General features: G+C 34.0%; 29 protein-coding genes. 14 read left to right on the top strand and 15 right to left on the bottom strand.

Annotated elements, in window-relative coordinates; all coding sequences use genetic code 11:
- Positions 1 to 4: 4 nt before the first annotated feature.
- Positions 5 to 2,167 (bottom strand): prolyl oligopeptidase family serine peptidase, encoded by a 2,163-nt coding sequence (locus tag AC2H4K_RS01785; RefSeq protein WP_493742786.1) that lies wholly within the window; start codon positions 2,165 to 2,167, stop codon positions 5 to 7.
- Positions 2,168 to 2,230: 63 nt separating this feature from the next.
- On the opposite strand from AC2H4K_RS01785, the gene AC2H4K_RS01790 reads away from it, so the two are divergent.
- Together AC2H4K_RS01790 and AC2H4K_RS01795 are read left to right on the top strand one after the other, a co-directional pair.
- Complete coding sequence (locus tag AC2H4K_RS01790) at positions 2,231 to 2,812, top strand: non-canonical purine NTP diphosphatase (RefSeq protein WP_281141217.1); 582 nt, start codon at positions 2,231 to 2,233, stop codon at positions 2,810 to 2,812.
- Positions 2,813 to 2,847: 35 nt separating this feature from the next.
- On the top strand, positions 2,848 to 3,444 hold the full coding sequence (locus AC2H4K_RS01795) for a YdeI/OmpD-associated family protein (RefSeq protein WP_281141216.1): 597 nt from the start codon (positions 2,848 to 2,850) through the stop codon (positions 3,442 to 3,444).
- A gap of 55 nt (positions 3,445 to 3,499) precedes the next feature.
- Here the strand turns inward: AC2H4K_RS01795 and yajC are convergent, their stop codons facing one another.
- The 4 genes from yajC to AC2H4K_RS01815 all read right to left on the bottom strand — a co-directional run bounded on the left by yajC (position 3,500) and on the right by AC2H4K_RS01815 (position 6,629).
- Positions 3,500 to 3,790, bottom strand: coding sequence for a preprotein translocase subunit YajC (gene yajC / locus AC2H4K_RS01800; RefSeq protein WP_281141215.1), 291 nt, complete (start codon positions 3,788 to 3,790; stop codon positions 3,500 to 3,502).
- A 10-nt stretch (positions 3,791 to 3,800) separates the two neighbouring features.
- Entirely contained in the window at positions 3,801 to 4,355 is a 555-nt protein-coding gene (locus AC2H4K_RS01805; RefSeq protein ID WP_281141214.1) for a DUF1573 domain-containing protein, read from the bottom strand.
- Positions 4,356 to 4,473: 118 nt separating this feature from the next.
- Positions 4,474 to 5,385 (bottom strand): transcription antitermination factor NusB, encoded by a 912-nt coding sequence (gene nusB / locus AC2H4K_RS01810; protein ID WP_281141213.1) that lies wholly within the window; start codon positions 5,383 to 5,385, stop codon positions 4,474 to 4,476.
- Between the two features lie 140 nt (positions 5,386 to 5,525).
- Entirely contained in the window at positions 5,526 to 6,629 is a 1,104-nt protein-coding gene (locus AC2H4K_RS01815; RefSeq protein ID WP_281141212.1) for a Glu/Leu/Phe/Val family dehydrogenase, read from the bottom strand.
- A gap of 131 nt (positions 6,630 to 6,760) precedes the next feature.
- Here AC2H4K_RS01815 and AC2H4K_RS01820 point away from each other — a divergent pair, with 131 nt between their 5' ends.
- Both AC2H4K_RS01820 and AC2H4K_RS01825 read left to right on the top strand, forming a co-directional pair.
- A complete protein-coding gene (locus AC2H4K_RS01820) occupies positions 6,761 to 8,518 on the top strand; it encodes an ABC transporter ATP-binding protein (protein WP_281141211.1) in 1,758 nt (585 codons plus the stop codon).
- Between the two features lie 63 nt (positions 8,519 to 8,581).
- A complete protein-coding gene (locus AC2H4K_RS01825) occupies positions 8,582 to 8,968 on the top strand; it encodes a PUR family DNA/RNA-binding protein (protein WP_281141210.1) in 387 nt (128 codons plus the stop codon).
- A gap of 74 nt (positions 8,969 to 9,042) precedes the next feature.
- On the opposite strand, the gene AC2H4K_RS01830 is transcribed toward AC2H4K_RS01825, so the two are convergent.
- A complete protein-coding gene (locus AC2H4K_RS01830) occupies positions 9,043 to 9,378 on the bottom strand; it encodes a tRNA-binding protein (protein ID WP_281141209.1) in 336 nt (111 codons plus the stop codon).
- A gap of 35 nt (positions 9,379 to 9,413) precedes the next feature.
- Here AC2H4K_RS01830 and AC2H4K_RS01835 point away from each other — a divergent pair, with 35 nt between their 5' ends.
- Positions 9,414 to 9,968, top strand: a complete 555-nt coding sequence (locus tag AC2H4K_RS01835) for a thioredoxin family protein (protein ID WP_281141208.1) — start codon at positions 9,414 to 9,416, stop codon at positions 9,966 to 9,968.
- 188 nt (positions 9,969 to 10,156) lie between these two features.
- On the opposite strand, the gene AC2H4K_RS01840 is transcribed toward AC2H4K_RS01835, so the two are convergent.
- Positions 10,157 to 10,543, bottom strand: coding sequence for a hypothetical protein (locus tag AC2H4K_RS01840; protein ID WP_281141207.1), 387 nt, complete (start codon positions 10,541 to 10,543; stop codon positions 10,157 to 10,159).
- A gap of 253 nt (positions 10,544 to 10,796) precedes the next feature.
- Here AC2H4K_RS01840 and AC2H4K_RS01845 point away from each other — a divergent pair, with 253 nt between their 5' ends.
- The 6 genes from AC2H4K_RS01845 (at position 10,797) to AC2H4K_RS01870 (ending at position 17,445) form a co-directional block, all read left to right on the top strand.
- Positions 10,797 to 11,972 carry an amidohydrolase family protein gene (locus AC2H4K_RS01845; RefSeq protein WP_281141206.1) on the top strand — a complete coding sequence of 392 codons (1,176 nt, stop codon included), beginning with the start codon at positions 10,797 to 10,799 and terminating at the stop codon, positions 11,970 to 11,972.
- Between the two features lie 40 nt (positions 11,973 to 12,012).
- Entirely contained in the window at positions 12,013 to 13,053 is a 1,041-nt protein-coding gene (locus AC2H4K_RS01850; RefSeq protein WP_281141205.1) for a serine hydrolase domain-containing protein, read from the top strand.
- 77 nt (positions 13,054 to 13,130) lie between these two features.
- Positions 13,131 to 13,634 (top strand): hypothetical protein, encoded by a 504-nt coding sequence (locus tag AC2H4K_RS01855; RefSeq protein WP_281141204.1) that lies wholly within the window; start codon positions 13,131 to 13,133, stop codon positions 13,632 to 13,634.
- 135 nt (positions 13,635 to 13,769) lie between these two features.
- A complete protein-coding gene (locus AC2H4K_RS01860) occupies positions 13,770 to 14,309 on the top strand; it encodes a hypothetical protein (RefSeq protein WP_281141203.1) in 540 nt (179 codons plus the stop codon).
- 319 nt (positions 14,310 to 14,628) lie between these two features.
- A complete protein-coding gene (locus AC2H4K_RS01865) occupies positions 14,629 to 16,434 on the top strand; it encodes a DEAD/DEAH box helicase (protein ID WP_281141202.1) in 1,806 nt (601 codons plus the stop codon).
- A gap of 195 nt (positions 16,435 to 16,629) precedes the next feature.
- A complete protein-coding gene (locus AC2H4K_RS01870; protein WP_493742787.1) occupies positions 16,630 to 17,445 on the top strand; it encodes a carboxypeptidase-like regulatory domain-containing protein in 816 nt (271 codons plus the stop codon).
- On the opposite strand, the gene AC2H4K_RS01875 is transcribed toward AC2H4K_RS01870, so the two are convergent.
- From AC2H4K_RS01875 to AC2H4K_RS01885, 3 genes are all read right to left on the bottom strand, one after another.
- Positions 17,442 to 17,804 carry a VOC family protein gene (locus tag AC2H4K_RS01875; RefSeq protein ID WP_281141201.1) on the bottom strand — a complete coding sequence of 121 codons (363 nt, stop codon included), beginning with the start codon at positions 17,802 to 17,804 and terminating at the stop codon, positions 17,442 to 17,444. The genes AC2H4K_RS01870 and AC2H4K_RS01875 overlap by 4 nt on opposite strands.
- A gap of 95 nt (positions 17,805 to 17,899) precedes the next feature.
- Positions 17,900 to 18,430 carry an SRPBCC family protein gene (locus tag AC2H4K_RS01880; RefSeq protein ID WP_281141200.1) on the bottom strand — a complete coding sequence of 177 codons (531 nt, stop codon included), beginning with the start codon at positions 18,428 to 18,430 and terminating at the stop codon, positions 17,900 to 17,902.
- Between the two features lie 40 nt (positions 18,431 to 18,470).
- Positions 18,471 to 19,127: a TrmH family RNA methyltransferase gene (locus AC2H4K_RS01885; protein WP_281141252.1), complete on the bottom strand. Its 657-nt coding sequence runs from the start codon at positions 19,125 to 19,127 to the stop codon at positions 18,471 to 18,473.
- 144 nt (positions 19,128 to 19,271) lie between these two features.
- Between AC2H4K_RS01885 and AC2H4K_RS01890 the strand changes: the two genes are divergently transcribed.
- A complete protein-coding gene (locus AC2H4K_RS01890; protein ID WP_281141199.1) occupies positions 19,272 to 19,946 on the top strand; it encodes an SIR2 family NAD-dependent protein deacylase in 675 nt (224 codons plus the stop codon).
- Between the two features lies 1 nt (position 19,947).
- Here AC2H4K_RS01890 and AC2H4K_RS01895 read toward each other — a convergent pair whose 3' ends face one another.
- From AC2H4K_RS01895 to AC2H4K_RS01905, 3 genes are all read right to left on the bottom strand, one after another.
- Positions 19,948 to 20,970: an LLM class flavin-dependent oxidoreductase gene (locus AC2H4K_RS01895; protein WP_281141198.1), complete on the bottom strand. Its 1,023-nt coding sequence runs from the start codon at positions 20,968 to 20,970 to the stop codon at positions 19,948 to 19,950.
- Positions 20,971 to 21,019: 49 nt separating this feature from the next.
- Positions 21,020 to 21,289 (bottom strand): ArsR/SmtB family transcription factor, encoded by a 270-nt coding sequence (locus tag AC2H4K_RS01900; RefSeq protein ID WP_281141197.1) that lies wholly within the window; start codon positions 21,287 to 21,289, stop codon positions 21,020 to 21,022.
- 137 nt (positions 21,290 to 21,426) lie between these two features.
- Positions 21,427 to 21,945 (bottom strand): hypothetical protein, encoded by a 519-nt coding sequence (locus AC2H4K_RS01905; RefSeq protein WP_281141196.1) that lies wholly within the window; start codon positions 21,943 to 21,945, stop codon positions 21,427 to 21,429.
- Between the two features lie 173 nt (positions 21,946 to 22,118).
- On the opposite strand from AC2H4K_RS01905, the gene AC2H4K_RS01910 reads away from it, so the two are divergent.
- Positions 22,119 to 23,525, top strand: coding sequence for a glycoside hydrolase family 27 protein (locus AC2H4K_RS01910; RefSeq protein WP_281141195.1), 1,407 nt, complete (start codon positions 22,119 to 22,121; stop codon positions 23,523 to 23,525).
- A gap of 7 nt (positions 23,526 to 23,532) precedes the next feature.
- Here AC2H4K_RS01910 and AC2H4K_RS01915 read toward each other — a convergent pair whose 3' ends face one another.
- Both AC2H4K_RS01915 and AC2H4K_RS01920 read right to left on the bottom strand, forming a co-directional pair.
- A complete protein-coding gene (locus AC2H4K_RS01915; protein ID WP_281141194.1) occupies positions 23,533 to 23,733 on the bottom strand; it encodes a helix-turn-helix transcriptional regulator in 201 nt (66 codons plus the stop codon).
- On the bottom strand, positions 23,733 to 24,176 hold the full coding sequence (locus AC2H4K_RS01920; RefSeq protein ID WP_281141193.1) for a hypothetical protein: 444 nt from the start codon (positions 24,174 to 24,176) through the stop codon (positions 23,733 to 23,735). The genes AC2H4K_RS01915 and AC2H4K_RS01920 overlap by 1 nt, the downstream gene beginning before the upstream one ends.
- A gap of 189 nt (positions 24,177 to 24,365) precedes the next feature.
- Here AC2H4K_RS01920 and AC2H4K_RS01925 point away from each other — a divergent pair, with 189 nt between their 5' ends.
- On the top strand, positions 24,366 to 24,887 hold the full coding sequence (locus AC2H4K_RS01925; protein WP_281141192.1) for a hypothetical protein: 522 nt from the start codon (positions 24,366 to 24,368) through the stop codon (positions 24,885 to 24,887).
- The last annotated feature ends 65 nt before the right edge of the window (positions 24,888 to 24,952 follow it).

Consider the following 24,952-nt stretch of genomic DNA (forward strand, 5'->3'; position numbering starts at 1 on the left):
CTCTTTAAATTCTAATTCCTAATTGATTGAATAAAAAAGAATATTTTTTAGATATTTTTTGAGTAAACTCTTCTGATGAAATTGCTCCTCCATGCCCAGAACCATTTACAACATGCAATATATACAGAGAAGTATTACTCCCCTTATCTTGTAACGTTGCTAAAAATTTATAAGAATGTAAAGGAGGAACTCTATCGTCATCTGATCCTGTTATTAAAAGTAAATTTGGATACTTCACACCTTCTTTTATATTATGTAAGGGTGAATAAGATTTAAGATTAAAGTAATCTTCTTCAAACGCAGTATTTCCAAACTCATTCAAATTTACATTAACAGAAGCCACCGTATATTTTTCAAATCTCAACATATCAAATGGTCCTGCTTCAGCAATAACAGCTTTGAATAATTCTGGCCTTTGTATCATAGATGCACCAACTAACATACCTCCATGAGAGCCACCATTAATGGCCAATTTTTCTGGATTTGTATATTTTTCTGAAATTAAAAATTCAGCAGCACTAATAAAATCATCTATAGCTTTTTGCTTGTTTAAACGTCTACCTGCCAATGCCCATTCGTTACCTTTAGCACCACCACCTCTAATATTTGGTACAGCTAAAACACCGCCATGTAATAACCATAAAGTCTGTGATTGATCATATCTAGGCTCAACCGTAACACCATAACCTCCGTACCCATACAGTAAAGTTGGATTATTTTCATCTAGCTCTACTCCCTTTAAATGTGTTATATACATTGGTACTTCGGTACCATCCTTAGAAGTATATGTCACATATTTAGTCTCTAGCTTTTCAGCATCATATGGTATAGAGGTTGTACCAGCAGGTTTGAACGTTAAATCCTCTAAAGATAATTGATACCAAATGTCAGGATGATAAAATGATGAAATACTAAAATCTGTATGTGTGACGTCCTCATTTGATTCATACAAATAATTTAATTTTTTTCCCTCTGGAAAATCAATTCTTCGTAATAACTCACCTTCTAAATTAAATATCAATGCTACATCCTTACCATTGTAAAAATAAATACAAGCTAACTTATTCTTACCTAATTTATTTACGTTTTTTAGCATAATATCATACTCTGGTATGAATTCTGAAACTTGGTTTAATTGATTTATGTTAGCCTTTAAAACTCTACCATTTTTTGCTTCCCAATTTGTGTTAAGTATAGCAACATCACCTTCTAATTCTTCGACCGTCATTTGTATTTCTTTTGAATTCGGGTAAATCAAAAATTTTGAAAGGTAGAATGACTCAGGTCTAATATTACCCAAAGACAAAGCTCTATAGGTTTTTCCTTTTACAGTTAGATAATGATGAAATATAATTTTTTCATCTCTTTTAGAAAACCTAAACGAATTAGTACCTGTTACATCTGGATTCTGGTAAAGTAGTTTATCTTCAGACTGTGATTCTGTTAGATTATGATAATATAATTTCTGTCCTTTGGCCTTATCTAACAATTCTCGTCCTTTTTCAGGTGTATCAAAAGCGTCATAGACAAATGCATCTTTTAACCAAATACAACTACTAGAAATCCTTATATTTTTAAGTTTATGCTCAAATTGTTCTCCTGTAATCAAGTTAAAAAAATAGATTTCCCTCCAGTCACTTCCATTATTTGATATCTCAATAGCTATTAAATCATAGTCTTCATTAACATAAGTGTTGGTTATATCAATATGACTGTTTTTATCAGGTGTATAATCCTTTATATTAAAAAGTTTGTTAAAGTTAAGTTCACTACCTCTTCGCTTGTAAAGCAGATCTAATGATCTTTTAGTAGAACTTTTTCTATACTTAAAAATATATTTGCCCTTTAAACTATCATTTTTTTTCATGTAGCTATGGCTCTCATCATATTTTACGTCATAGTACATAGAACCTATTTGACTTCGCAATGTCCACTTATCTAAATATTTATCAGTTTCCCTTTCTGTTAGCCTATTTTGAGTGTTTAGCCAATTATTTAACCTAGAATCCTCTGAGTTTTCCATCCATTGATATGGATCGTATATTTTATCATCAAAATATATATCTATAAAAGAATCTTTTGGAGTTTCTGGATACTTATATTTTTTTTGAGCACTACAATTAAAAATTACAAATAGCACCAACACTATAAAAAGAGTATTCTTCATCGATATATTTTTATTTTTGAATGCTTAAATATAAATCTATTTTTAAGTTATAAAAACTATATCATGAAACTCGTCTTCGCAACAAATAATCTTAACAAACTAAAAGAAGTTCAGGCCTTAGTGCCAAACCATATAGAATTACTAAGTCTAAGTGATATTGGCTGCAATGAAGACATACCCGAAACCCAACCTACAATTGAAGGTAATGCTATTCAAAAAGCAGAATATATAAAAAATAATTACGGTTATGATTGTTTTGCAGACGACACAGGTTTAGAAGTAGATGCTCTAAATGGCGAACCAGGAGTGTACTCTGCGAGATACGCTGGACCTCAACGCAATGCTGAGGATAATATGAATAAACTTTTATCTGCACTGCAAAACAAACCCAATAGGAAGGCTCAATTTAAAACCGTTATTGCATTGCATCTTAATGGCAAACTAAAATCGTTTACTGGAATTTGTAAAGGTGAAATCACCTCAGAGAAGCATGGCGAAAAAGGTTTTGGTTACGATCCCATTTTTAAAGCCGAAGGTTATACACAAACTTTTGCTGAAATATCTTTAGAAGAAAAGAATAAAATTGGTCACCGAGGCAAGGCTGTTAGTATGCTTGTAAATTACTTAGAAAACTTAAGTGAATAAAAATCCGTAATTTAAGCTTATAAAAACTTTAAAAGATGGCAAAAATTGATTCGGTTGAAGCTTACATTGAAAAGCACAACCATTGGGCGAAAGAAATAAGCGTATTACGAGATATTGTTCTTAAAACCGAATTAGAAGAAACCCTAAAATGGGGAGCGCCTGTGTATTGCTTGAATGGAAAAAATGTGCTTGGTCTAGGAGCTTTTAAACATCATTTTTGCATTTGGTTTTTTAATGGCGTTTTCCTTAAAGATGAACATAATATCCTCATGAACGCACAAGAAGGCAAAACCAAAGCGTTACGACAAATGCGTTTTACTTCTATAAGTGAGATTAATCCTGATTTAGTTTTAGACTACGTTAAAGAATCCCTAGAAAATCAGCGTTTAGGTAAAGAAATAAAACCAAAACGAACCAAAACAGTTGTCATCCCTGCCGAATTAAAAAACGAACTTAAAACCAAAAAAGATCTAAAACAGGCCTTTGATAAACTTTCTCCCTCACATCAACGTGAATATTGCGAACACATTTCTGAAGCCAAAAGAGAAGCTACCAAAATTAGGAGGTTAGAAAAAATAATTCCAATGATTTTAGAAAGCAAGGGGTTACACGATAAGTACAAAAACTGCTAAATAAAAAAGCCACTCTGTGCAGAGTGGCTTTTTTATTTTTATATGAACGACCTTACTACTTTGTTGTAGCTGGTGCGTTTAGTTTTTTACTCATTTCCATTGAGATTGCAGAACGATCGAATTTGATTTTCCCAGCTAAAGTTTCAATAACACAGCTGTTATCCTTTTCGTTTAAATCTACAACCTTACCATGCATACCACTTTTGGTAATAACACGGTCACCGCGTTTTAATTCACTTGCAAATTTCTTTTCTTGCTTAGCACGCTTCATTTGAGGTGCTATCATAAGAAAATACATTACAGCTAATACGGCAATTAATGGTAAAAAATTTCCTAAGTCTCCCATCAAATACTAATTAATCGTGGTTATGTCCTTCGTGACCTGGTTGAGTCGAAGATTTTACTGCTGGTGTAGCAAGTGGGTTTGTTCCAGTAGTTGCTGGAGCTGTTCTTGCTGGTGCATTTGGATCTTTCTCAACAAAAGCTGTGATTTTTACTACTTCTTTACCTTTTTCTGTATTTGTAGTCATTGTAATAGATTTAGAAACTTTATTACCGTTTCCTTTTCCATTAAACTTTACAGTAAACTCACCTGTTTCACCTGGAGCAACTTCTTTAGTCCAGTTAGATGGTACTGTACATCCACAAGTACTTTTAATATTACTTACTACTAACATAGAGTTACCAGTGTTTGTATATTTAAATGTAGTTTCTACAGGAGTTCCGTTTTCAATAGTACCAAAATCGTGCTCTGTCTTATCAAAAGAAATTGATGGTAAATCACCAGCGTTTGCATCTCTCTCAGCAGCTACTGCTACATTCTCTGATTTTACTTTACTAGCGGCATCATCTTTACAAGATGTAAAAGCTACCATACATAATGCACTAAGTCCTAAAATTACTTTTTTCATTATTGAATTTTTTTAATTAAGTGTTACTAATTCTTGTTAAGCCACCAAATTTAGTAATAATTTCATCGAATTAAAACTTTTAAGCTGATGTTAACAAATTGCCAAAATCAATATTGGCTTACATTAAGCCTCTACCTACTTTTTGATGAATGTTTTTAGATTGGTATTCTTTAACGATTTTATCTAGAATACCGTTTAAGAATAAGCTACTTTTTGGTGTAGAATATTCCTTAGCTATTTCTAGATATTCGTTGATGGTTACCTTATAAGGAATAGACGGAAACTTCTGAAACTCACACAATGCCATCTTTAACAACACACCATCTAAACTCGCTAAACGCTCACTGTCCCAATTGGTTGTTTTTCCTGCTATTTCTTCAGCATATTTAGAGGAATTGAGAAATGTTCTTTTAAATAACTCGCTAGCAAACTCCATATCATCGTCATCCTTGTATAGATCTGGTAACAAGTGTGTTTCTGGAGACGTAAGTTTTAATTTTCTTAAAACTTTAATCAAAGCCGTATTTACTACAGGTAAATCATCTACCCAAGTAAGACGCTTGTCTTCAAAATAATCATACAACTTCTCGTTTGGTGCTATGATTTCAGTATAAACATCTAGAATAAAATGTTTATCCTTCTTATATGAAGAATCTTTTTCAGCTAAATAATCTTTATAGAGTTCACTATTGATAATTTCCTTAAAAAGAATATCTACATACTCAAAATCTAAATCCCAAAAATTGAGTTTTCTTTTAGATATTGCCTCTTGAAGCATCTTATTACTGCTCAAAAGATTTAAGATCTCGTTATTCTGAAACTTTGTACTCGGATTTTTATCTGAAGCCGATCCTAAGATTTTATTCTGCAGTTTGGTATTGTAATCTTTACTTTTCTTATGAATCTCGATAAGTAAAGCCAATATTGAGATGTATAAATCATACATGCTATCTAAACTGTGACGTAAAAACTTTTCATCTTTTTTAAAATCATCACTTTCTGAGCCTTTGAAAGCGTATAATGATTGCATCACTTTTATTCGGATATGTCTTCGGTTAAGCATGTCTAAGAACTATACTATATTTAATTATTTATGATTAAAAAAGGTGAGCCTAAACTCACCTTGCAAAAATACTATTATTTAATTCTGAAATAAAAATTAAATCACTCCTATTTAGAGTTTTCTCTTTTACGTGTTTCAATACGCTCTCTAGCAATATTCATTGCTGCTGTTTGTGTTGTAATGTTGTTCACTTTAGCATTATCTAAAATTTCTAAAGTTGTATTGTAAATATTTTCTGTTTTACGCATAATTTCTGGCTTATCATAACCTTCCAATTCTGCGTAAACATTAATAATACCACCAGCATTTATTAAAAAATCTGGTGCGTAAACAATACCTTTTTCTTGTAAAATTCTGCCGTGTTTTTTCTCATCTTCTAACTGGTTATTAGCAGCACCAGCGATGATTCTAGCTTGAATTTTATCTATAGTTTCATCATTTATAGTAGCTCCTAAAGCACAAGGTGCATAAATATCCATGCGCTCACTATAAAGATCATCTCCTCCGTAAATGGTTACTCCAAACTTAGAACGAACTTCTTCTAAACGCTCTTGGCTAATATCAGAAATAGTAACGTTAGCTCCTTCATTTACCAAATGCTCAACCAAAGCTTCACCTACGTGCCCAATACCTTGAACAAATACATTTCTATCTTCTAAGATATCTGAACCAAACTTAAACTTCGCTGCAGCTTTCATTCCCATAAAAACTCCATAAGCAGTTATTGGTGAAGGGTTACCAGCACCACCTTTACTTTCTGAAATACCAGTTACGTAAGGGGTTACTTCTCTTACAGTATCCATATCTTCAGTAGTCATACCCACATCTTCTGCTGTGATGTATTTTCCATTTAAAGAATGAACAAACTCACCAAAACGCTTCATTAATTTTGGCGTTTTTTGTGTTTTAGCATCTCCTATAATTACAGCTTTACCACCTCCAAGGTTTAAACCTGTAATCGCTGACTTAAAAGTCATTCCTCTAGATAAACGCAATACATCATTGAGGGCTTCCCACTCACTAGCATAGTTCCACATTCGAGTACCTCCCAAAGCAGGTCCTAAAACTGTATTATGAATACCGATTATAGCTTTTAATCCAGTATCTTTGTCATTGCAAAAAACAATTTGCTCATGATCATCAAAAGAATGTTGTCCAAAAACAGGATCCATTTTTTTTAGCTCTTTTGATGTAATAATTTCTGAAGTCATTATCATTTGATTTAAGGCTGTTTTTAATATAACAAAAAACAGCGTGCAAAAGTAAATTATTAATAAAGGATTAGCAAAATATTAACTGTAAAATAAGATTATCGTAATACTTTTGACCGACCAAATACAACATGAAGGCACTAAAGCATCTCAATAAATATTTTTTAAAGTACAAATACAGCTTAATTATTGGTATCGTTATCACCATAGTAGCTAAAATATTTGCATTATTTACACCAAGATTAGTTGGTGCATCTATTAATGTCGTTTCTGATAGATTAAACGGAAAAATTACCGAAGAAGTCTTTAGAAGTGAATTAATGATTAACATTCTGTACCTTATTGGTGCGGCTGTTGTTGCAGGAATTTTTACGTTTCTTATGCGACAAACCATCATTAATGTTTCTAGATATATTGAGTTTGATCTTAAAAATGAAATCTACCAGCATTATCAAATTCTATCTTTAAACTTCTACAAATCCAACAGAACAGGTGATTTAATGAACCGAATTAGTGAGGATGTTGGTAAAGTCCGTATGTACGTTGGGCCAGCTATTATGTACACCATGAACACTATTACACTTTTTGTGGTGGCATTGATTTACATGATTAACACAGCTCCTTCCCTAACCTTATACACATTGATTCCGTTACCTGTATTATCCATAACGATATACAAGTTAAGCCGAATGATTAACAAGCGAAGTACCATAGTACAACAATCACTTTCTACGCTATCTACTTACACACAAGAAGCTTTCAGTGGTATTTCAGTGATAAAATCTTACGGTATTGAACCTAGAACCAATGTAGAGTTTGAAGATCTATCGAATCAAAACAGAGAAAAGCAAATCGATCTTACCAAAGTACAAGCCTTGTTTTTTCCATTGATGGTATTACTTATAGGTATTAGTAACTTAATTGTGATCTATGTTGGTGGTATGCAATATATCAACGGTAAGATTGAAAATATTGGTACTATAGCAGAGTTCATTATCTACGTTAATATGCTAACATGGCCAGTAGCAACTGTGGGTTGGGTAACTTCTTTGGTACAACAGGCTGAAGCTTCACAAGAACGTATTAACGAATTCCTAAAAACCGATCCTGATATAAAAAATCACAATAACGAGCTTACTCCTATAAAAGGAGATATTGAATTTAAAAATGTATCATTCACCTATCCAGATACCAATATTACGGCTTTAAAAGATGTAAGCTTCAAATTAAAATCTGGTGAAACACTAGCGGTTTTAGGAAAAACTGGTTCAGGTAAATCCACTATTCTCGATTTAATTGGTCGTCTTTACGATATTGAAAATGGTGAACTTTTGGTTGACAACACCTCTATTTCTAAACTCAACCTGTATAGTCTAAGAGAAAGTATTGGCTACGTGCCACAAGATGCCTTCTTATTTTCAGATTCCATTAAAAACAATATTAAGTTTGGTAAGGAAGATGCCACAGACGAAGAAGTTATTGAAGCAGCTAAAAATGCCAGAGTTCACAAAAACATCATCAAATTTACCAAAGGTTATGACACTATTCTTGGTGAACGGGGTATTACGCTTTCTGGTGGACAAAAGCAACGTGTATCTATTGCCAGAGCGATTATAAAGCATCCAGATATTTTATTGTTTGACGACTGTCTTTCTGCTGTAGATACCGAAACTGAAGAGAAAATTCTTAAGAATTTAGTGAAGCTTACTAAAGACAAAACGACCATTATTGTAAGCCATCGTGTGTCTTCTGCTAAAAACGCAGATCATATTATTGTCTTAGATGATGGAAAAATAATTGAGAGCGGTAATCACAATACACTCATCAATTCAGATGGTTACTACAAAGAATTATACACCAAACAACTCTCTGAAAAAGAAATGCTATAATTTGTTGGTTACTTTACTTTTTTTTTAGATTTTTGGCTTTAAATTTAAAAAAAAGATTGACTTATGAGCGACTATGAAACGATGGACAAAGAAGAAATATACTCAAAAGTACTACGTGCAGGTAGAAGAACTTATTTCTTTGATGTTAGAGCGACTAAGGCGGGAGATTACTACTTAACAGTTACAGAAAGTAAAAAATTTACTAACGACGATGGGTCTTTCCATTACAAGAAGCATAAAATTTATCTTTACAAAGAAGATTTCTTCGAGTTTAGAGACATTTTAACTGAAATGACCGACTACATCATCAACGAAAAAGGAGAAGAAGTTATCAGTGAGCGTCACCAAAAAGATTTTAAACGCGAAGATAATTTTGAAACTGAAGCTAGTGCTTCTGAAAGTACTAAAGGAACTGATAGTTTTACAGATATTAGCTTTGACGATATCTAAAAACTATAACTCAAAATAACAAAAAAGCCATTACAGAAGTAGTGGCTTTTTTGTTTTCCAATGTTTTTAAAAGTTTACGATACGGTTGATCCGTTTTTAACTTTAGATTCTGGATGCAATAAAAACACATCCTTCTCTTTTACAGCTCCCACTACTAAACATTCGCTCATAAAATTGGCAATTTGCTTTTTAGGAAAGTTCACCACAGCCACAATTTGTCTGTGAAGCAAATCTTCCTTTTGATATTGTGTGGTGATTTGTGCCGAGGATTTCTTTATACCCAAATCCCCAAAATCTATAGTAAGTTGATATGCTGGTCGGTTAGCCTTCGGGAAATCATTAACTTCAATAATGGTTCCTATGCGTAAATCTACCTTTGTAAAGTCTTCAAATGTTGTTATATTATCCATTCAACAAAACTAACAAATAAAACAAAATTCACATAATGGCATTGACTCCATCTAACATGTTGCCTTTAGGCACAAAAGCTCCAAATTTTGAACTTGTAGACACCATTGATGACACCAAAAAATCTTTAGACGAACTCAAAGGTACTACCGGAACGCTAGTGATGTTTATCTGTAATCACTGTCCGTATGTTATCCATGTGAGCGATCAGTTATCTAAGTTGGCAAAAGACTATATTTCAAAAGGCGTAAACTGCATAGCAATTTCTAGTAATGATGTTGAGAACTATCCACAAGATAGACCTGAGTTGATGAAGAAAAACGCTATTGAAAACGATTATATCTTCCCTTATCTATACGACCAAACCCAAGACGTTGCTAAAGCTTATGACGCAGCTTGTACTCCAGATTTTTTCTTATTCGATGAAGATTTAAAATTGGTTTACGTAGGTCAGTTAGATGATTCGCGTCCTAAGAGTGACATTCCTGTTACAGGAAAAGATTTACGTGGAGCTATAGAGGCTTTAATCAATAATCAACCAATTGATGAGAATCAAAAGCCAAGTATGGGTTGTAATATAAAATGGAAATAAAAAAGAGAGGGGTTTGGTTTTATCCCTTACGCTGTCATATTGAGCGCAGTCGAAATATCATAGAAGTTTGTACCTATTTGACTACGTAAAGTTCTTAATTTTTAGATTCTGAAATAAATTCAGAATGACAGTATTACTCAGATGAATCCCAAAACCCTCTCCAATATCAAAAGTGTGAAGCAAAATGCTTACTCACACCATAAGGTTAATTCTATAACAATAACTCCATCTTCGTTTTCCAAATCGCTTGATAAAGTCACAACTTCAGAAGAAGTACCACAGAAATACCCTTGGTAAGAATCAAAACGGTAGGTGCCTTCTGCTAAACCGTAAAAGCAATCCGCATCGTAGCGTCCTGGATATACATAACTTCCAGTTTGGTAATCGTAAGCCGCATAACCTTGTATATCATTATTAGTGGTAGGATTTCCTTGATTATCCACTAATTGAATACACACATCGTACTCCACAGGATAGACTTCCGTTTCGGAAACAATCGCCTGATTTTCAAAAGTGTTGTCAGTCATAAATAAGCTTGCAAAAACAAACAATGGCAATAAAAAAATAGTTTTCATAATTAAAATATTTAAGATTATAACCCAAAGTTACCAACCTATATTTCAGATGGTGTTATGCTAGTTTTATGCAATCTTTAATTCCAATTTTCACTTTTTATAAAAGTGTAAGAATAAGCTGATTAGTGATAGAAAATTAATATCTCTTAGGTGTTATCAAAGCAATAACTCTATATCAACAAAAACCATAGCCTATTGATTTTCAGAATATAATGTTTATATTGTTTCATCTTTTTAACATTACAACCAACCGATGCAAAGAATTATTCTACTAGGACTTATAGCGCTTGCCATGAGTTGCGCTAAACCAAAAAACTATGATCTAGTTTTTTTAAACGCACAGGTATTCGATGGCTACGAAGACAAAGGTCTCGTGAATATTGCCATAAATAATGATACTATTGCCGCAATAACTTTAGAGGAAATTACAGGAGATTCTATTATCGATGCTTCAGATAAATACATTATTCCTGGTATTGTAAATGCACATGTTCATGCCAATTCCGTTGACGACCTTAAAGAAGGTTATCCTTTAGGCATTCTCACGTTATTAAATATGCACACAGGATTGGAAGACAGAGAGTCCGAATGGAAAAAACTTTCCAAAGATTCTTTAGGATTTTCAACACTCTATGGCTCTGGTCATGCCGCTACGGCTCCAGGCGGACATCCAACACAGTTTAGTCCAGATATGGAAACCATCAATGATTCCTTATCGCCTGATACTTGGATAGAACATCGTTTGGCTAAAGATGTGGATTACATCAAAATTGTACGAACCAATGCAAGTATGTTTGGTGATCCGGTACCACCAACGTTAAGTTACGAGCAAATCGGAAAACTCATTGACCTAGCACATCAAAAGAATCTTAAAGCTGTAGTGCATACCAGCACTTTGGAAGGCATGCTTGAAATTGCAAAATACAAACCCGATGGTTTTGTACACATGCCATCTCGTAAAGATGAATACCCACTTTCGGATGAATTCTATAAAACGATAGCGGCAAATGATATTTTTATTGTGACTACAGCTGGTATCAATTTAAAACCTATTGAGGAAATGCTTCCTCCTGATATGGCTAAGTGGATAAGAGAAAATATTATGAGTGCAGATGAACACTCTAAAGTAGTTAAGAAAATGCATGACAACGGCATTTTAATTGTTGCTGGGACAGACTCCCAAGAGTATCAGATGGATTTTGGTAAAGACTATTATCTAGAATTAGAAATCTACAAAAACGCAGGACTTTCAAATCTTGATATTTTAAAAATTGCGACAGGAAATGCCGCAAAGGCCTTTAATCTTCCAATAGGCGAACTAAAAGTTGGTAGCAAAGCCGACTTTGTCATTCTAAAAGCCAATCCTTTAGAAAACATTGATAATATTAAAAAAGTAGACCAAGTTTGGAAAAACGGTAAAACCTTTTAATATATTTCGGCTTTCAATCGCTTAAATTTCAATCAATCAAATGACTAAAAAATCAACCAAAACCATCATTAGGGTGTTACTCTTTTTGGGTACCGCAATTTCACTCTACTTTGTACCATGGCTTTTAGTAAAAGCTTGGATATTACCCTTACCAGATACCGTTCAAGAACAAGCCGATAAAGCTATAACACATGGATTTGACGGTATCATTGTTTACATCGATCAAGCTGGCAAACCACCTCAATATGTGGCTTCTGGTTGGCATAATAGAGCAACTAAAACACCTGCCAATCCGCATGATTTATTTAAAATTGCCAGTATAAGCAAACTCTACGATGCTGTGGCTGTTACCAAATTGGTCAATGACGGACGACTGTCTTTAGACAAAACCATAGCAGATTATTTACCAGAACTTGTAGGCAGAATAGAATATGCCGATAAGATTACTTTACGATTAATGATACAGCATAGAAGTGGCATGCCAAATTTTACGGATACTTATAATTTTTGGGCAAATCCCACACAATCTTATGAGGAAAGTGTCGCTTTAATTCTAGACCAACCAGCAAATTTTAAACCAGATGAAGACTATGAGTATTGTAACACCAATTATCTGCTGATTAATAAGATTATGGATGATGCCTTAGGCTATAACAACTTTCAATTCATCAAAGAAGAAATTTTAGAACCCTTACAACTCAACAATACCTACGGTTCGTTAAGCGAAGTTAATATAGACGATGTTATGAGTGGTTATCACGTTGGTCATCCTCACGATTTAAAAACTGACGAGCATGGTATGTTAGCCACTGCCGAAGATGTAGGCACGTTTATACGTGCTTTAAATGACGGTTCTGTGTTTGAACCTGGTGAACAAGACATCTACTCCTCTATTTATGAGTACGAACATGCAGGTTGGGTGCCAGGCTACCAAAGTTTTGCAAAGTACCATAAAGATCTCGATGCGGTTACGGTTGCCTTTTACAGCACCACAGATTCTAAACTCTACAATTGGAACTTATCTGAAATTATAAATAAACGCATTGTAAAAATACTTCGGAAAATCACAGAGCAAAACTAACATAATGGTAACTTATTGATTTTGAGAATTTATCATTACATTGCAATACAACTAACCAACCAAAAAAACAACATCTTATGAAACATCTATTGCTTTTTGTATTAGTAGTATCACTTTGCTCTTGTGATGAAAAAACCAACAAAACAGAACCAACAAACGAAGAAACAGAAACTGTAGTCACCACAATAGATACTGAAGCTGAATTAGCAGCTATTGAAGAACTTAGAAAAGGTTTTACAACTGCTATTAAGGAAAACCGATTTGCAGATTTAAAAAACTACTCCATGTCTAACGTTAAATCTTACGATCCTGACTGTGGATATTGGGCTACCTACAAGCGTTTACGTGAAAAACCAACAGGTGCGTATCATTACGATAGTTTAGTGATGCGACCAGTAGAAACCAAGTTGGTTAGCGACAGTATAGCTTACGATTTTGGTACAAGCTCTACCTATTACACCAATGCCGAAGGCGAACATATAGAACTCACCGCAACCTTTTTAGCGCTACTTAAAAAAGATAAAGCCGATGGCAAATGGAAACTCTTTAGAGAAGTCGCTAATACACGAGATATGGAATAGTTAGACATCCTAAAACTTTAACAGATTTAAAGGTAGATTATTGATTATCAAAATTTAAGACTATTTTAGCTTATCAATTGACATAGTTCATTGAAATAGAACTATATGTTGACGTTACAATCATTTAAATCAACTATGGGAATAAAATTAGGATCTTACGGACAAAAGCCTGAATACAATACAGACGAATATCTTGAAAAGTTTATTCCTTTAGTTATTAAACACGCGCCGAAATATGATAATTTCTCTATTTCTGATTTAAAATCTGATTTGAATTTATCTAAAAACGACCAATTAATATTTAGTGACTTGACTTTTAAAATAAGACAACACTTTATTAATAACGATATAGCTGAAATGTATGGCTCACGCCAAATAAAACTACTTGATAAAGGTCGAGATATAAAAAACGGAAATGAAAAAATATTTGGTGTAATCATAAATAATGATTTTAGTAATTCAACAATTGGGACTGTTATTCAAGAATCAGATTTGAAAAAAGCACGTATAATAAGTAATCCAAAAACAGAAAATAATACACCATTAAAAAAGTCTCTGATACAAAAACTATTATCTAATCCTTGGTTTATTGGAATTGTGCTAGCAATAGTGGCTGCAATATTAAATACTGAAAGAATAATGAATTTTATAAATAATGTTATTAATAAATTTTAAAAAACGGCTACCAACATTACCTATAATTCATTGCTAGTTAGAACCTGCTTATGAAAATTACGATAGAATTTTTTATCCGTGATTTGTTTGTTAACCTAAATACTTAAACACCAAACAAAATCATACCCTAGCCACTAACCCACTCCCAAAAATTGCCAATCCAATAAAATAACGTACTTTTGCGCCTTCAAACTCAGAATAGCTGAGTTTGGGTTATCCTCAAGGTGAGGATGTGTTACCAGAAGTTTCAGGTTTTAAGTATGTCGATTCGCTTCTTTTGTAACACTACATAATAATTATCGAATACTTAAAATTAAGAATGAGCACATTCAAAGAATTGGGTCTTAACCAAGATCTACTCAATGCTATTGCCGATTTAGGCTTTGAGCAACCTAGTGAAGTACAACAGAAAGCTATCCCTGTTTTATTAGAAGAAGAGCGCGATTTAGTGGCTTTGGCACAAACCGGAACCGGTAAAACGGCTGCCTTTGGTTTTCCTATGCTTCAAAAAATCAATGTGGATAGTCGTACCACACAAGGACTTATTTTATCACCAACACGCGAACTTTGTTTGCAAATTACCAACGAGCTAAAACTTTATGGTAAATATTGCCAAGGACTAAACGTGGTGGCTATTTATGGTGGTTCTAGCATTACAGAACAAGCCAAGCAAATAAAAAGAGGAGCGCAGATTATTGTAGCTACTCCTGGTCGTATGAAAGATATGATTAGCCGTAAACTTGTTGATATTTCTAAAATTGAATATTCGGTTTTAGATGAAGCCGACGAGATGCTAAACATGGGCTTTTATGAAGATATGACCGAAATCCTATCGCACACTCCAGCCGATAAAAGCACCTGGTTATTTTCGGCAACCATGCCAAAAGAAGTGGCTGCGATTGCTAAGGATTTTATGTTCAACCCCATTGAAATTACAGTTGGTAACAAAAACGAAAGCACAAGCAACGTTTCTCACGAATACTATTTGGTAAATGCTAGAGATCGTTATTTAGCGTTGAAACGTTTGGCAGATGCTAATCCAGATATTTTTTCTGTGGTATTCTGTAGAACCAAACGCGATACACAAAAAGTAGCCGAAAAACTGGTTGAAGATGGTTACAGTGCAGGAGCATTACACGGAGATTTAAGCCAAAACCAACGTGATTTAGTGATGAAAGCTTTTAGAAACAAGCAAATTCAAATGCTTGTCGCTACTGATGTTGCTGCTCGTGGTATTGATGTTGATGATGTTACGCACGTTATTAACTACCAGTTACCAGACGAAATAGAAACTTACACACACCGTTCTGGTCGTACTGGTAGAGCCGGAAAAACTGGTGTTTCTATGGTAATTGTTTCAAAAAGTGAAGTTCGAAAAATTAAAAGTATCGAGCGTATCATTAAGAAACAGTTTGATAAGAAAGAGATTCCTTCTGGTATGGAAATCGTTGAAGTACAGTTAATGTCTTTGGCGAAGAAAATTCATACTACTGAAACCAACCACGAAATCGATCAGTATTTAGGCAGTATCAATGAATTGTTTAAAGATACTGACAAAGACGAATTGATTAAGAAATTCTTCTCTGTAGAGTTTAACCGTTTCTTTAACTACTACGATAAATCTAAAGATCTTAGCGTTGAAGACTATGGCGGAAGTGATAGAGATCGTGGAGATAATAAATCGTCTAACGATACACGTTATTTCATTAACGTTGGTCGTAAAGATGGTTACGATTGGATGAAGTTGAAAGACTTCTTAAAAGAGCAGTTAGAATTAGGTCGTGATGATGTCTTTAAAGTCGATGTAAAAGATAGTTTTTCATTCTTCAACACTGAAAAATCACAACAAGAAAAAGTATTGAACTTCTTTACCGATTTTAAATTTGAAGGTAGATTTGTTAATGTTGAAGTGAGTGAAAACCGTGGTGGTGGCGGAAGACGCGACAGAGGACGTGGCAAAGGCGGAAAACGCAGTGGTGGCGGAGAAAGACGTTCTAGTAGACGTAGCGATAGCCAACCAAAAAACGAAAGACGCTCTAGAAGAAGTGACAGTTCGGATAACCGTAGCGAAAGACGCAGTAACCGTTCTGGTTCAGACAGACCAAGACGTTCTAGACGTAAATAAGAATTCAATTAAAAATCCAAATTCCTTAATATGAATTTGGATTTTTTGTTTTTATGAGAACCTGTAGTCTATATCTCAACTGCGCTCGATATAACGTTCAACCAACCAAGTAAGTTTGTTAATATTTAGTCAAAAATAATAGGCTAATTATTAATGTCCGTTTTCTTTATTACCTTTACATCGTAACAGATACGCATGCGATATATCCTACTTTTATTTTTATGTTTTACTTCTGTACATAGTTATGCACAAGAAACTAGTACTGATAGTACAGAAACTGATGCGCCAAAAATGGTGAAAGGAACTATTATTAGTGCCACAACCGACGAGCCATTAAGTGAAGTAAATATCGTAAATATTAACCAAGTGGTCGGTGTGGCTACAGATGATAATGGTGAATTTGAAATTAAAGCCAAAGCCAACGACACCTTACACTTATCTTATTTAGGTTACAAATCCATAAAAGTAAGAGTTACCAATGACTGGTTAAAATTCGGAAATACGGAAATTACCATGACTGAGCTTGCTCTAGCTTTGGAAGAAGTTACCGTAAAGCAATTACAGTTAACGGGTTATTTGGAAGTAGACATAAAGCAAGTACCTATTCAATCTAATAACCAATACCGTATCTCTGGTTTACCAGGGCAAGGTTATGAAGGTGGAAAAACCAATATTGCTACCAAAGTGCTTGGTGCTATTTTTAATCCTGCAGATTTTCTCTACAACATGTTTGGTAAAAAACCGAACGAAATGCATAAGTTGAGAAAAATGAAAGAGGATGACGAAATCCGAAATCAGCTTGCCAAACGCTACGACAGAGAAATGTTATTGGTATTACTACAGGTCACTAAATTCGATTTAGATGAAATTGTGAACCAGTGTAACTATTCTAAAGAATTTATCAATACGGCTAACGACCTACAGATCTTAGACGCTATAAGCGAATGCTACGAAGAATACAAAGTTATAAAACGTAGTAAAGAGCGTAAAAGTGGTAAAGGGAAAGCTTAAGAATTAGAGTGTAAAGCGACACGATTCCCTTCCGTATCTATAAAAACTCCCATACAACCGTGTTCATCTGAAATTTTAGTTTTCTCTTGGTAGATTTTTCCACCTGCGGCTTCTACTCTATCCAATTCATTTTGCACATCATCAGACATAAAATACACCAAAGTCCCTTCTTGACTTGGAATGTAAGAGTCTTGTTTAATAAGTGTTCCCGTAGCTCCATAAGCGCCATTATTATCAGGAAACCAACCCATTTCTAGACCTCCAAAATCCACATCTTTAATTTCAACTTTAAAGACCGTTTCATAAAAGGTCTTAGCACGATTCATATCGTTTACGGGAATTTCAAACCAACCTACCATAGTTTTAAGTTTTTTAATATTAGTTTTATTTAGAAATAGACTTCGACAAGCTCAGTCTGAAAAGTTTAAATTTTTCTGCTTTCCATCAGTTCTAGTTACTTAGATTCTAAAATTCGTTTTAAATCGCTTAAACCTTCCTCAAAATCCTTTCCTACGGCTTTATCCATATTAAAGAACAAAAAGAAAATATTTGAAGGTGGTTTGTTCACTCCTGTAAAACCCCAAACTACTTCTGTTGTATTGGCATCAATCTCTCGAGTAGTAATGTAAGCATCGGACTGTGATTTCCAAGGTTTGTAAAATCGTAATTGACTTTCAACAGATGAATTTTCAGTAATTCCTGTAAGTTCTTGCTCACCTACTCCAACATCCTTATTGCCTTCCCAACGCGATACAAAACCTATTTCTCCATCAGTTCCTGTAAAAGTTTGCTTCATGTCAGGGTCTTTCTTTTTCCAAGGAGACCAATCATCTTGATTTTTAATATACTTCAGATAATTGAAGACTTCTGCAATGGGTTTTTTAATGATAACACTTCGGCTAACATTGTAGTTTTTGGGAGCTATAACTGCCAAAAGTATGATGACAGCAATAATGGCAAGGATAACATAGAGCGCAATAATCATGATATTTTAGTTTTTGGTTAGTGAACTAAATTTACAAAATTTAAGCTTCGGTTTGATACCGCTCTACTATAGCATCGTAATTTTTTATGGTTTTTTTAATCCAATCGAAACGTTTTTCTAGGATTTCTTCATCTGATAATTTCCAATGGATATCAGATTTTCTAAGCTTCGAAGTCACATGCTGAAGAATAATGGCTGCGGATACCGAAATATTCAAACTTTCGGTAAAACCAACCATAGGTATTTTTAGAAAAGAATCCGCTTCATCTAAAACTTGTTGCGATAAACCTTCGGTTTCCCTTCCAAAGAAAAAACAGGATTTTTGGGTGATATCAAAATCGATTAACTCACAATCATTGGTGTGTGGTGTGGTTGCTACAATCTGATACCCTTTTGCTTTTAAATCTTGAATACAGGATTTTACGGTGTGATAGCGATTCAAGTCCACCCATTTTTGTGCTCCCATGGCAATTTCTCGGTCGATACGTTTGGAATTGACTTCCTCAACAATATTCACTTCCTGAATACCAAAAACATCACAAGAGCGAATAACAGCACTGGTATTGTGCAATTGATAAACGTCTTCAGTAGCTACCGTAAAATGTTTGGTACGTTGAGACAGCACCTTATGGAATCGGTTTTTTCTGTTCTCAGTTAAGTACGATTCTAAATATTCTAAGAGTTTTAAATCTGGCATGAGCCAAAAATACATAATGTCATTCAGAGCGTAGCGAAGAATCTCTCGATTTCTTAAGATTGTAAAACGTGTTTCAGGATAAAGTCATTAAAAAGATTACCACGTCACTTTGTTCCTCGTAATGACATTTTGTATTTTTAATCCATGAGCAAACACATCGTTGTACTAACAGGAGCAGGCATGAGTGCCGAAAGTGGAGTAAAAACCTTTAGAGATCATGATGGCCTTTGGGAAGGTCATGATGTGATGCAAGTAGCCTCACCAGAAGGTTTTAGAAATAATCCTGCTTTGGTTCTTGATTTTTACAACCAACGACGTCGACAACTTAAAACCGTGACTCCCAATAGTGCGCATATCGCAATTGCCAACTTAGAAAGCGATTATAAAGTTACTGTGGTGACACAAAATGTAGATGATTTACACGAGCGTGCTGGTAGTACTAATGTAGTACATCTTCACGGTGAACTCAACAAAGTTAGAAGTACTGGAAATCCGAACGATATTAAATTCTGGACAGAAGACATTAACCTTGGAGATACCTGTGAAAAAGGTCACCAACTAAGACCACATATCGTTTGGTTTGGAGAGGAAGTGCCTATGATAGAAAAAGCCGTGGACATTTGCTACACGGCTGATATATTGGTCATCATCGGTACGAGTATGCAAGTCTATCCAGCAGCTAGTTTAATGCATTATGTTCCAGAGAATATTCCGATGTATTACATTGACCCGAAACCTGCCCTAAATAATGATGGTAAAGTAACGGTTATTGCTAAATCTGCCACAGAAGGTATCAAAGATTTTATAGCTTCTCTATAACTTACACTTGGGCAACCTCAGCATTTAGCTCTTCCATGATTTCAGCGAAAAGACGATAAGATTTTATTCTATCCTCACCATCATAAATATTGGTCACTGCTATCAGTTCATCAACACCTGTGTTTTCCAAAAAGCTTTCGACCTTACTTTTTACAGTTGCCTTACTTCCAATAAAAGAATATTTCAGCATTTGCTGCACCGAAGGATGATTAGAAACTTCTCGCAAATCGTCTGTCATTTCTATTGGTTCTTGCATATAATCGCGCTTTCCAGTAAGCAATCCAATAATCATTCTGTATAAGGACGTAGAAATACGCTCAGCTTCTTCGTCCGTATCTGCTACAATAATATTTACACCAGCCATAGTGTATGGCTGGTGTAAAATTTCAGAAGGTTGAAATTCGTTACGGTAAATATTTAGAGCATTGTACAAATGTGTGGTTGCAAAATGACTAGCAAAAGCATATGGCAAACCTTTTCTTGCTGCAAGATGTGCACTATCTGTACTCGAGCCTAAAATGTAAAGTGGCACATCTACTCCTTCAGCTACATTGGCTCGGACTCTTTTAGTGTAATTAGAATCCGAAAAATAACCTTGAATTTTTTCAATTTCCGAAGGGAAAGATTGTGCCGCTTGATAAAAATCTGAACGTATGGCTTGAGCTGTCTCTCTATCGGTTCCTGGTGCTCTACCCAAACCTAAATCGATACGGTTTGGATAAAGAATTCCTAAAGTCCCGAATTGTTCTGCTACAATTAAAGGAGAATGATTAGGCAACATAACACCACCAGAACCAACTCTGATGCGCTCTGTTCCTTCGGCTAATTTCCCGATTAAAATTGAAGTCGCACTACTACCAATGGCATCTGTATTATGATGTTCTGCCAACCAATAGCGCTTATAATTGAGCTTATCGGCAGCTTGTGCCAAAGCTAAAGAATGCTTAAATGTATCGCTTAAAGACTGACCTTTAGAAACTATAGCAAGATCTAAAATTGAATAAGCGATGTGTTTTTTCGACATAAATAAACTTATTTATATATTTAAAAGTTTCGATGTTTTAATTAAAAAATTAAAGGCTTTTTAGTGCCACTTGGTAAGTATCCCAAGTTTCATTATTTAGTGAATAATGGAAATTTCTGCCTATTTTATATTGACTAATAAGCTCAGCTTCAACCAACTTTTTTATATGATGACTCACGGATGGCTGTGCTAAAGACAATAAATTACAAGCATGAGTACATTCTAATTTTCCCTTATTCTTTTGCATGTATTGCAAAATTTTTAAACGGTTAATGTCACTCAATGCTTTAGATATTTTTTCAACTTGTTTTAAATCCATTATTCAAAATATATAGACAAATGCAAATGTATCAATATTATTTTGAAAGATAAAATTACACGTCTAATCTTTTAAAAAGCGAAAACCATAAAACGAAAATGCTTTATGGTTTCTCTCAAAATAATTGGTTGGTTAGTTTATCCTTTAGTATATATTAGAGTGACATCCTCTTGTACATCGTAGTAGTTTGTACCATTATACATTTCAATATTAAAAAAATCTGGAATAACAACAGTCATGGTATTTCCGGGAATAGTGCCTTGTAAGTTAGTGGCACCATAATGCACAATTACCATATCATTTTTTTGGTCCCAAACCGTATCTACATCATAACCATCTTGACATTCGTAATTATAGCTGTAGTCCGTAGCACTAACCACATCGGCATAAATATAAGTTAATGACGTAACCACTCTTGCAGTTCCATCAGCATTTAAGGTTACAAAATCACCATTGTAGCAAGGGGTTTCTTCAAATAAATTTCTAGATGCTGTACCATCATTATTGAAATCGAAAGCAGTTTCAATACTTAAAGATGTGAGCATCCAATTACCAGCTGGTGTTGTTTCGGATGGAGAAGCATCATCATCTGACGAACAAGACACAATGCCTAGAATAAGTAAAAGAGCAATAAAATTTTGGAATTTGGTTTTCATAATAGCTTAAATTTTTAATTCACTATAACATCGGAAAACCAAAAAAATGTCATCACAAATAATCTTAAAAACAGCTTATTAAGCATTATTATTTTGAAATAAACTAATAAAAATTTACATTAGTGTGATTTTTACACTTATAAAACTTATCAAATATTTTTATCCAAGCCATTATGAAACTCTTCAAACATTTATCTCTTATACTGATTTCCTTTCTAGTTGTAAACTGTAAGCAAAACACTGAAAAAAAAGTCTCTGAAGTTAGTGTTCAAAATGAAGCTAAAACAGATACAAAAGACTTTAAAACTTGGGCAATGACTCCACCTATGGGCTGGAACAGTTGGGATTGCTACGGTCCTACAGTAAGAGAAGATGAAGTTAAAGCGAATGCCGATTACATGGCAGAGCATTTGAAAGATTTTGGTTGGGAATATGTCGTTGTGGATATCAGATGGTTTGTAGAAAACACAAAGCGCCATGGCTATAACCAGAAAGATCCTATTTACGTTATGGACGAGTATGGTCGTTATTTACCTGCCCAAAACAGATTTCCGTCAGCTACAAAAGAAGATGGCTTTAAGGCCTTAGCAGACTACATTCACAATAAGGGTTTAAAATTCGGCATTCATATTATGCGTGGTATTCCGAAAGAAGCTGTAGAAAATAAACTTCCTATTAAAGGAACTGATGGCATTACGGCTGACCAAATCTATACTACCGAAAATCAGTGTAAATGGCTTAAAGATAATTATACCATAGTTGCTGATAAGCCAGGAGCACAAGAATACTATAATTCTATTTTTGAATTATACGCAGAATGGGGAGTTGATTTTATCAAAATCGATGACCTCTCTGCACCTATTTATCACGAAAAAGAAGTTGAACTTATACGAAATGCCATTGATAACTCAGGTAGAGCGATTGTATTAAGTACGTCACCAGGCGCTACTCCGTTTGATGCTGCTGAACATGTTAGTGAACATGCAAATATGTGGCGAATGGTTAACGATGTTTGGGATAGTTGGGATCACTTAGATCATTTATTTGACGTTAGCAAAGCTTGGTATCCTTACATTGGAGGTGGTACATGGCCAGACTGTGATATGATTCCGCTAGGACGACTATCCATTCGTGGTGAGCGTGGCGATGATCGCATGTCTAAACTGACCAATGACGAGCAATACACACTGATGACATTATTTAGCATATTTAGATCTCCATTATTTTTTGGTGGAGATTTACCAAGTAATGACGAATTTACGCTGTCTCTACTTACCAATAAAGACGTTCTAAAAATGCATGCTGAAAGTATAGATACCCAACCTTTGTTCTATAAGGAAAATAGTATTGCAATCACTTCAAAACATAAAGATTCTGGTGATACGTATTTGGCCTTGTTCAATATTTCTGATGAAGATACTTTAGATGTTGAAGTGAACTTATCAGGACTAAATCTTAATGGTAATATTACTATAACAAATCTTTGGACTGGTGAAAAGCTAGGTGTTTTTAATAATACATTTAGCCAAAATTTGAAACCACATGCTTCAGGACTTTATAAACTTGAAACCGCAGAATAAACTGTGACTAATCCTCTGGACTCAGTTTAAAAAATTCATTAACCGGTTTACCAAATACTTCAGATAGTTTTAAAGCTAAAACAGTTGAAGGCACATATCTATTGGCTTCAATAGAGTTTATAGTTTGGCGCGATACTCCTATTTTCTCTGCCAAATCGCCTTGTGTTAAACTCAAAATGGCGCGTTCTACTTTTATTGTGTTTTCCATTATCTGCTGCGTTTTAGAACTTCAAAAAATAGAATCTGGATTAAAAGCATAAATGACAATACCTGAAAATAAGTGAATGTGTCATTAAGATGTTCTTTTCCTAATACATTAAAGACAAGAACATTTACCGCAGGTTGCACCAAAGCATATAAAACAGCAAGTACAAAAGCTAAGGTGAAGGACTTTGCTCGAAGTGACACAATCATCTCATCCTCTATTTTTTCTTTGGATAGAGAAACAGCCAATAGACCAACCAATAAAGCGCGTCTTAAACCAAACTTAACCCATTGGTAATCGGTATCCGTAAACTTTAAGGCTATTAATGCTATAATGACGGCTACACAAAAAATAATAGCCCTGGTTTTCCAAGGATGAGCTAACTGAAACTGCGACCAACGTTCTATTCTACTACGTTCGCAATCTTGAATACGTTTTAAATTCATGACAAGTATATTTTATAATTAGTAAAATTATTTTTACTATATGACAAATATATTTTACATTTTGATTTTAAGCAAGTGTTTTAACATAAACTTGATTTTTTAGGAAATTTAGGCGAACTTCGTTAACTGTAGATATAAAATCAATAATACGGATTCATACCCCAAAAGTTAGCACTATTATACACAACCATGACATATAAAGAAATCCAAAATAAATTCGACAATAGTGATTTCATTTTTTATTATCATTATTTTTATGGTTTTTCTGAAAAATTATGCAGTTATACTTTTTTTATTAATAGTAATTTTAATTTTGATTTAATATTAAATTTTCATGAAAAACCTATAGATTTCTCTAAGGTTTTGTCAAATGATATAAGAGATTATAGAAGAGAACTTTACTTAAAATGTAAAACACCAGAAGCTATAAGACATAAGCTAAAATATATATTAGATAATCCATTTGAACTAAAAGATTCTTATTTGAAAAAATCTGAAATTGGTAAATATTCTTCATCTGACACCGTTAATCAAAGCTCATATATCAATCATAAGAACGGAAAATTTTCAATAAATTTAGGGGATGGGTTTGACCGAAATTTAATAATAACTAATGCGGAAATTGATTTTATGGATTTAGTAATGCTTGTTCATAAATGGTTAGACGAAATTTCTGATGATTTAATGAAATATTACGGTTACACTGAATAAAGTTGAATAGAAAAATTGTGGCAAACAACAGCTATAATCCATTGCAATCTTTCAGCTTAGGCGGA

Source organism: Winogradskyella sp. 266wxhm, from assembly GCF_058964685.1.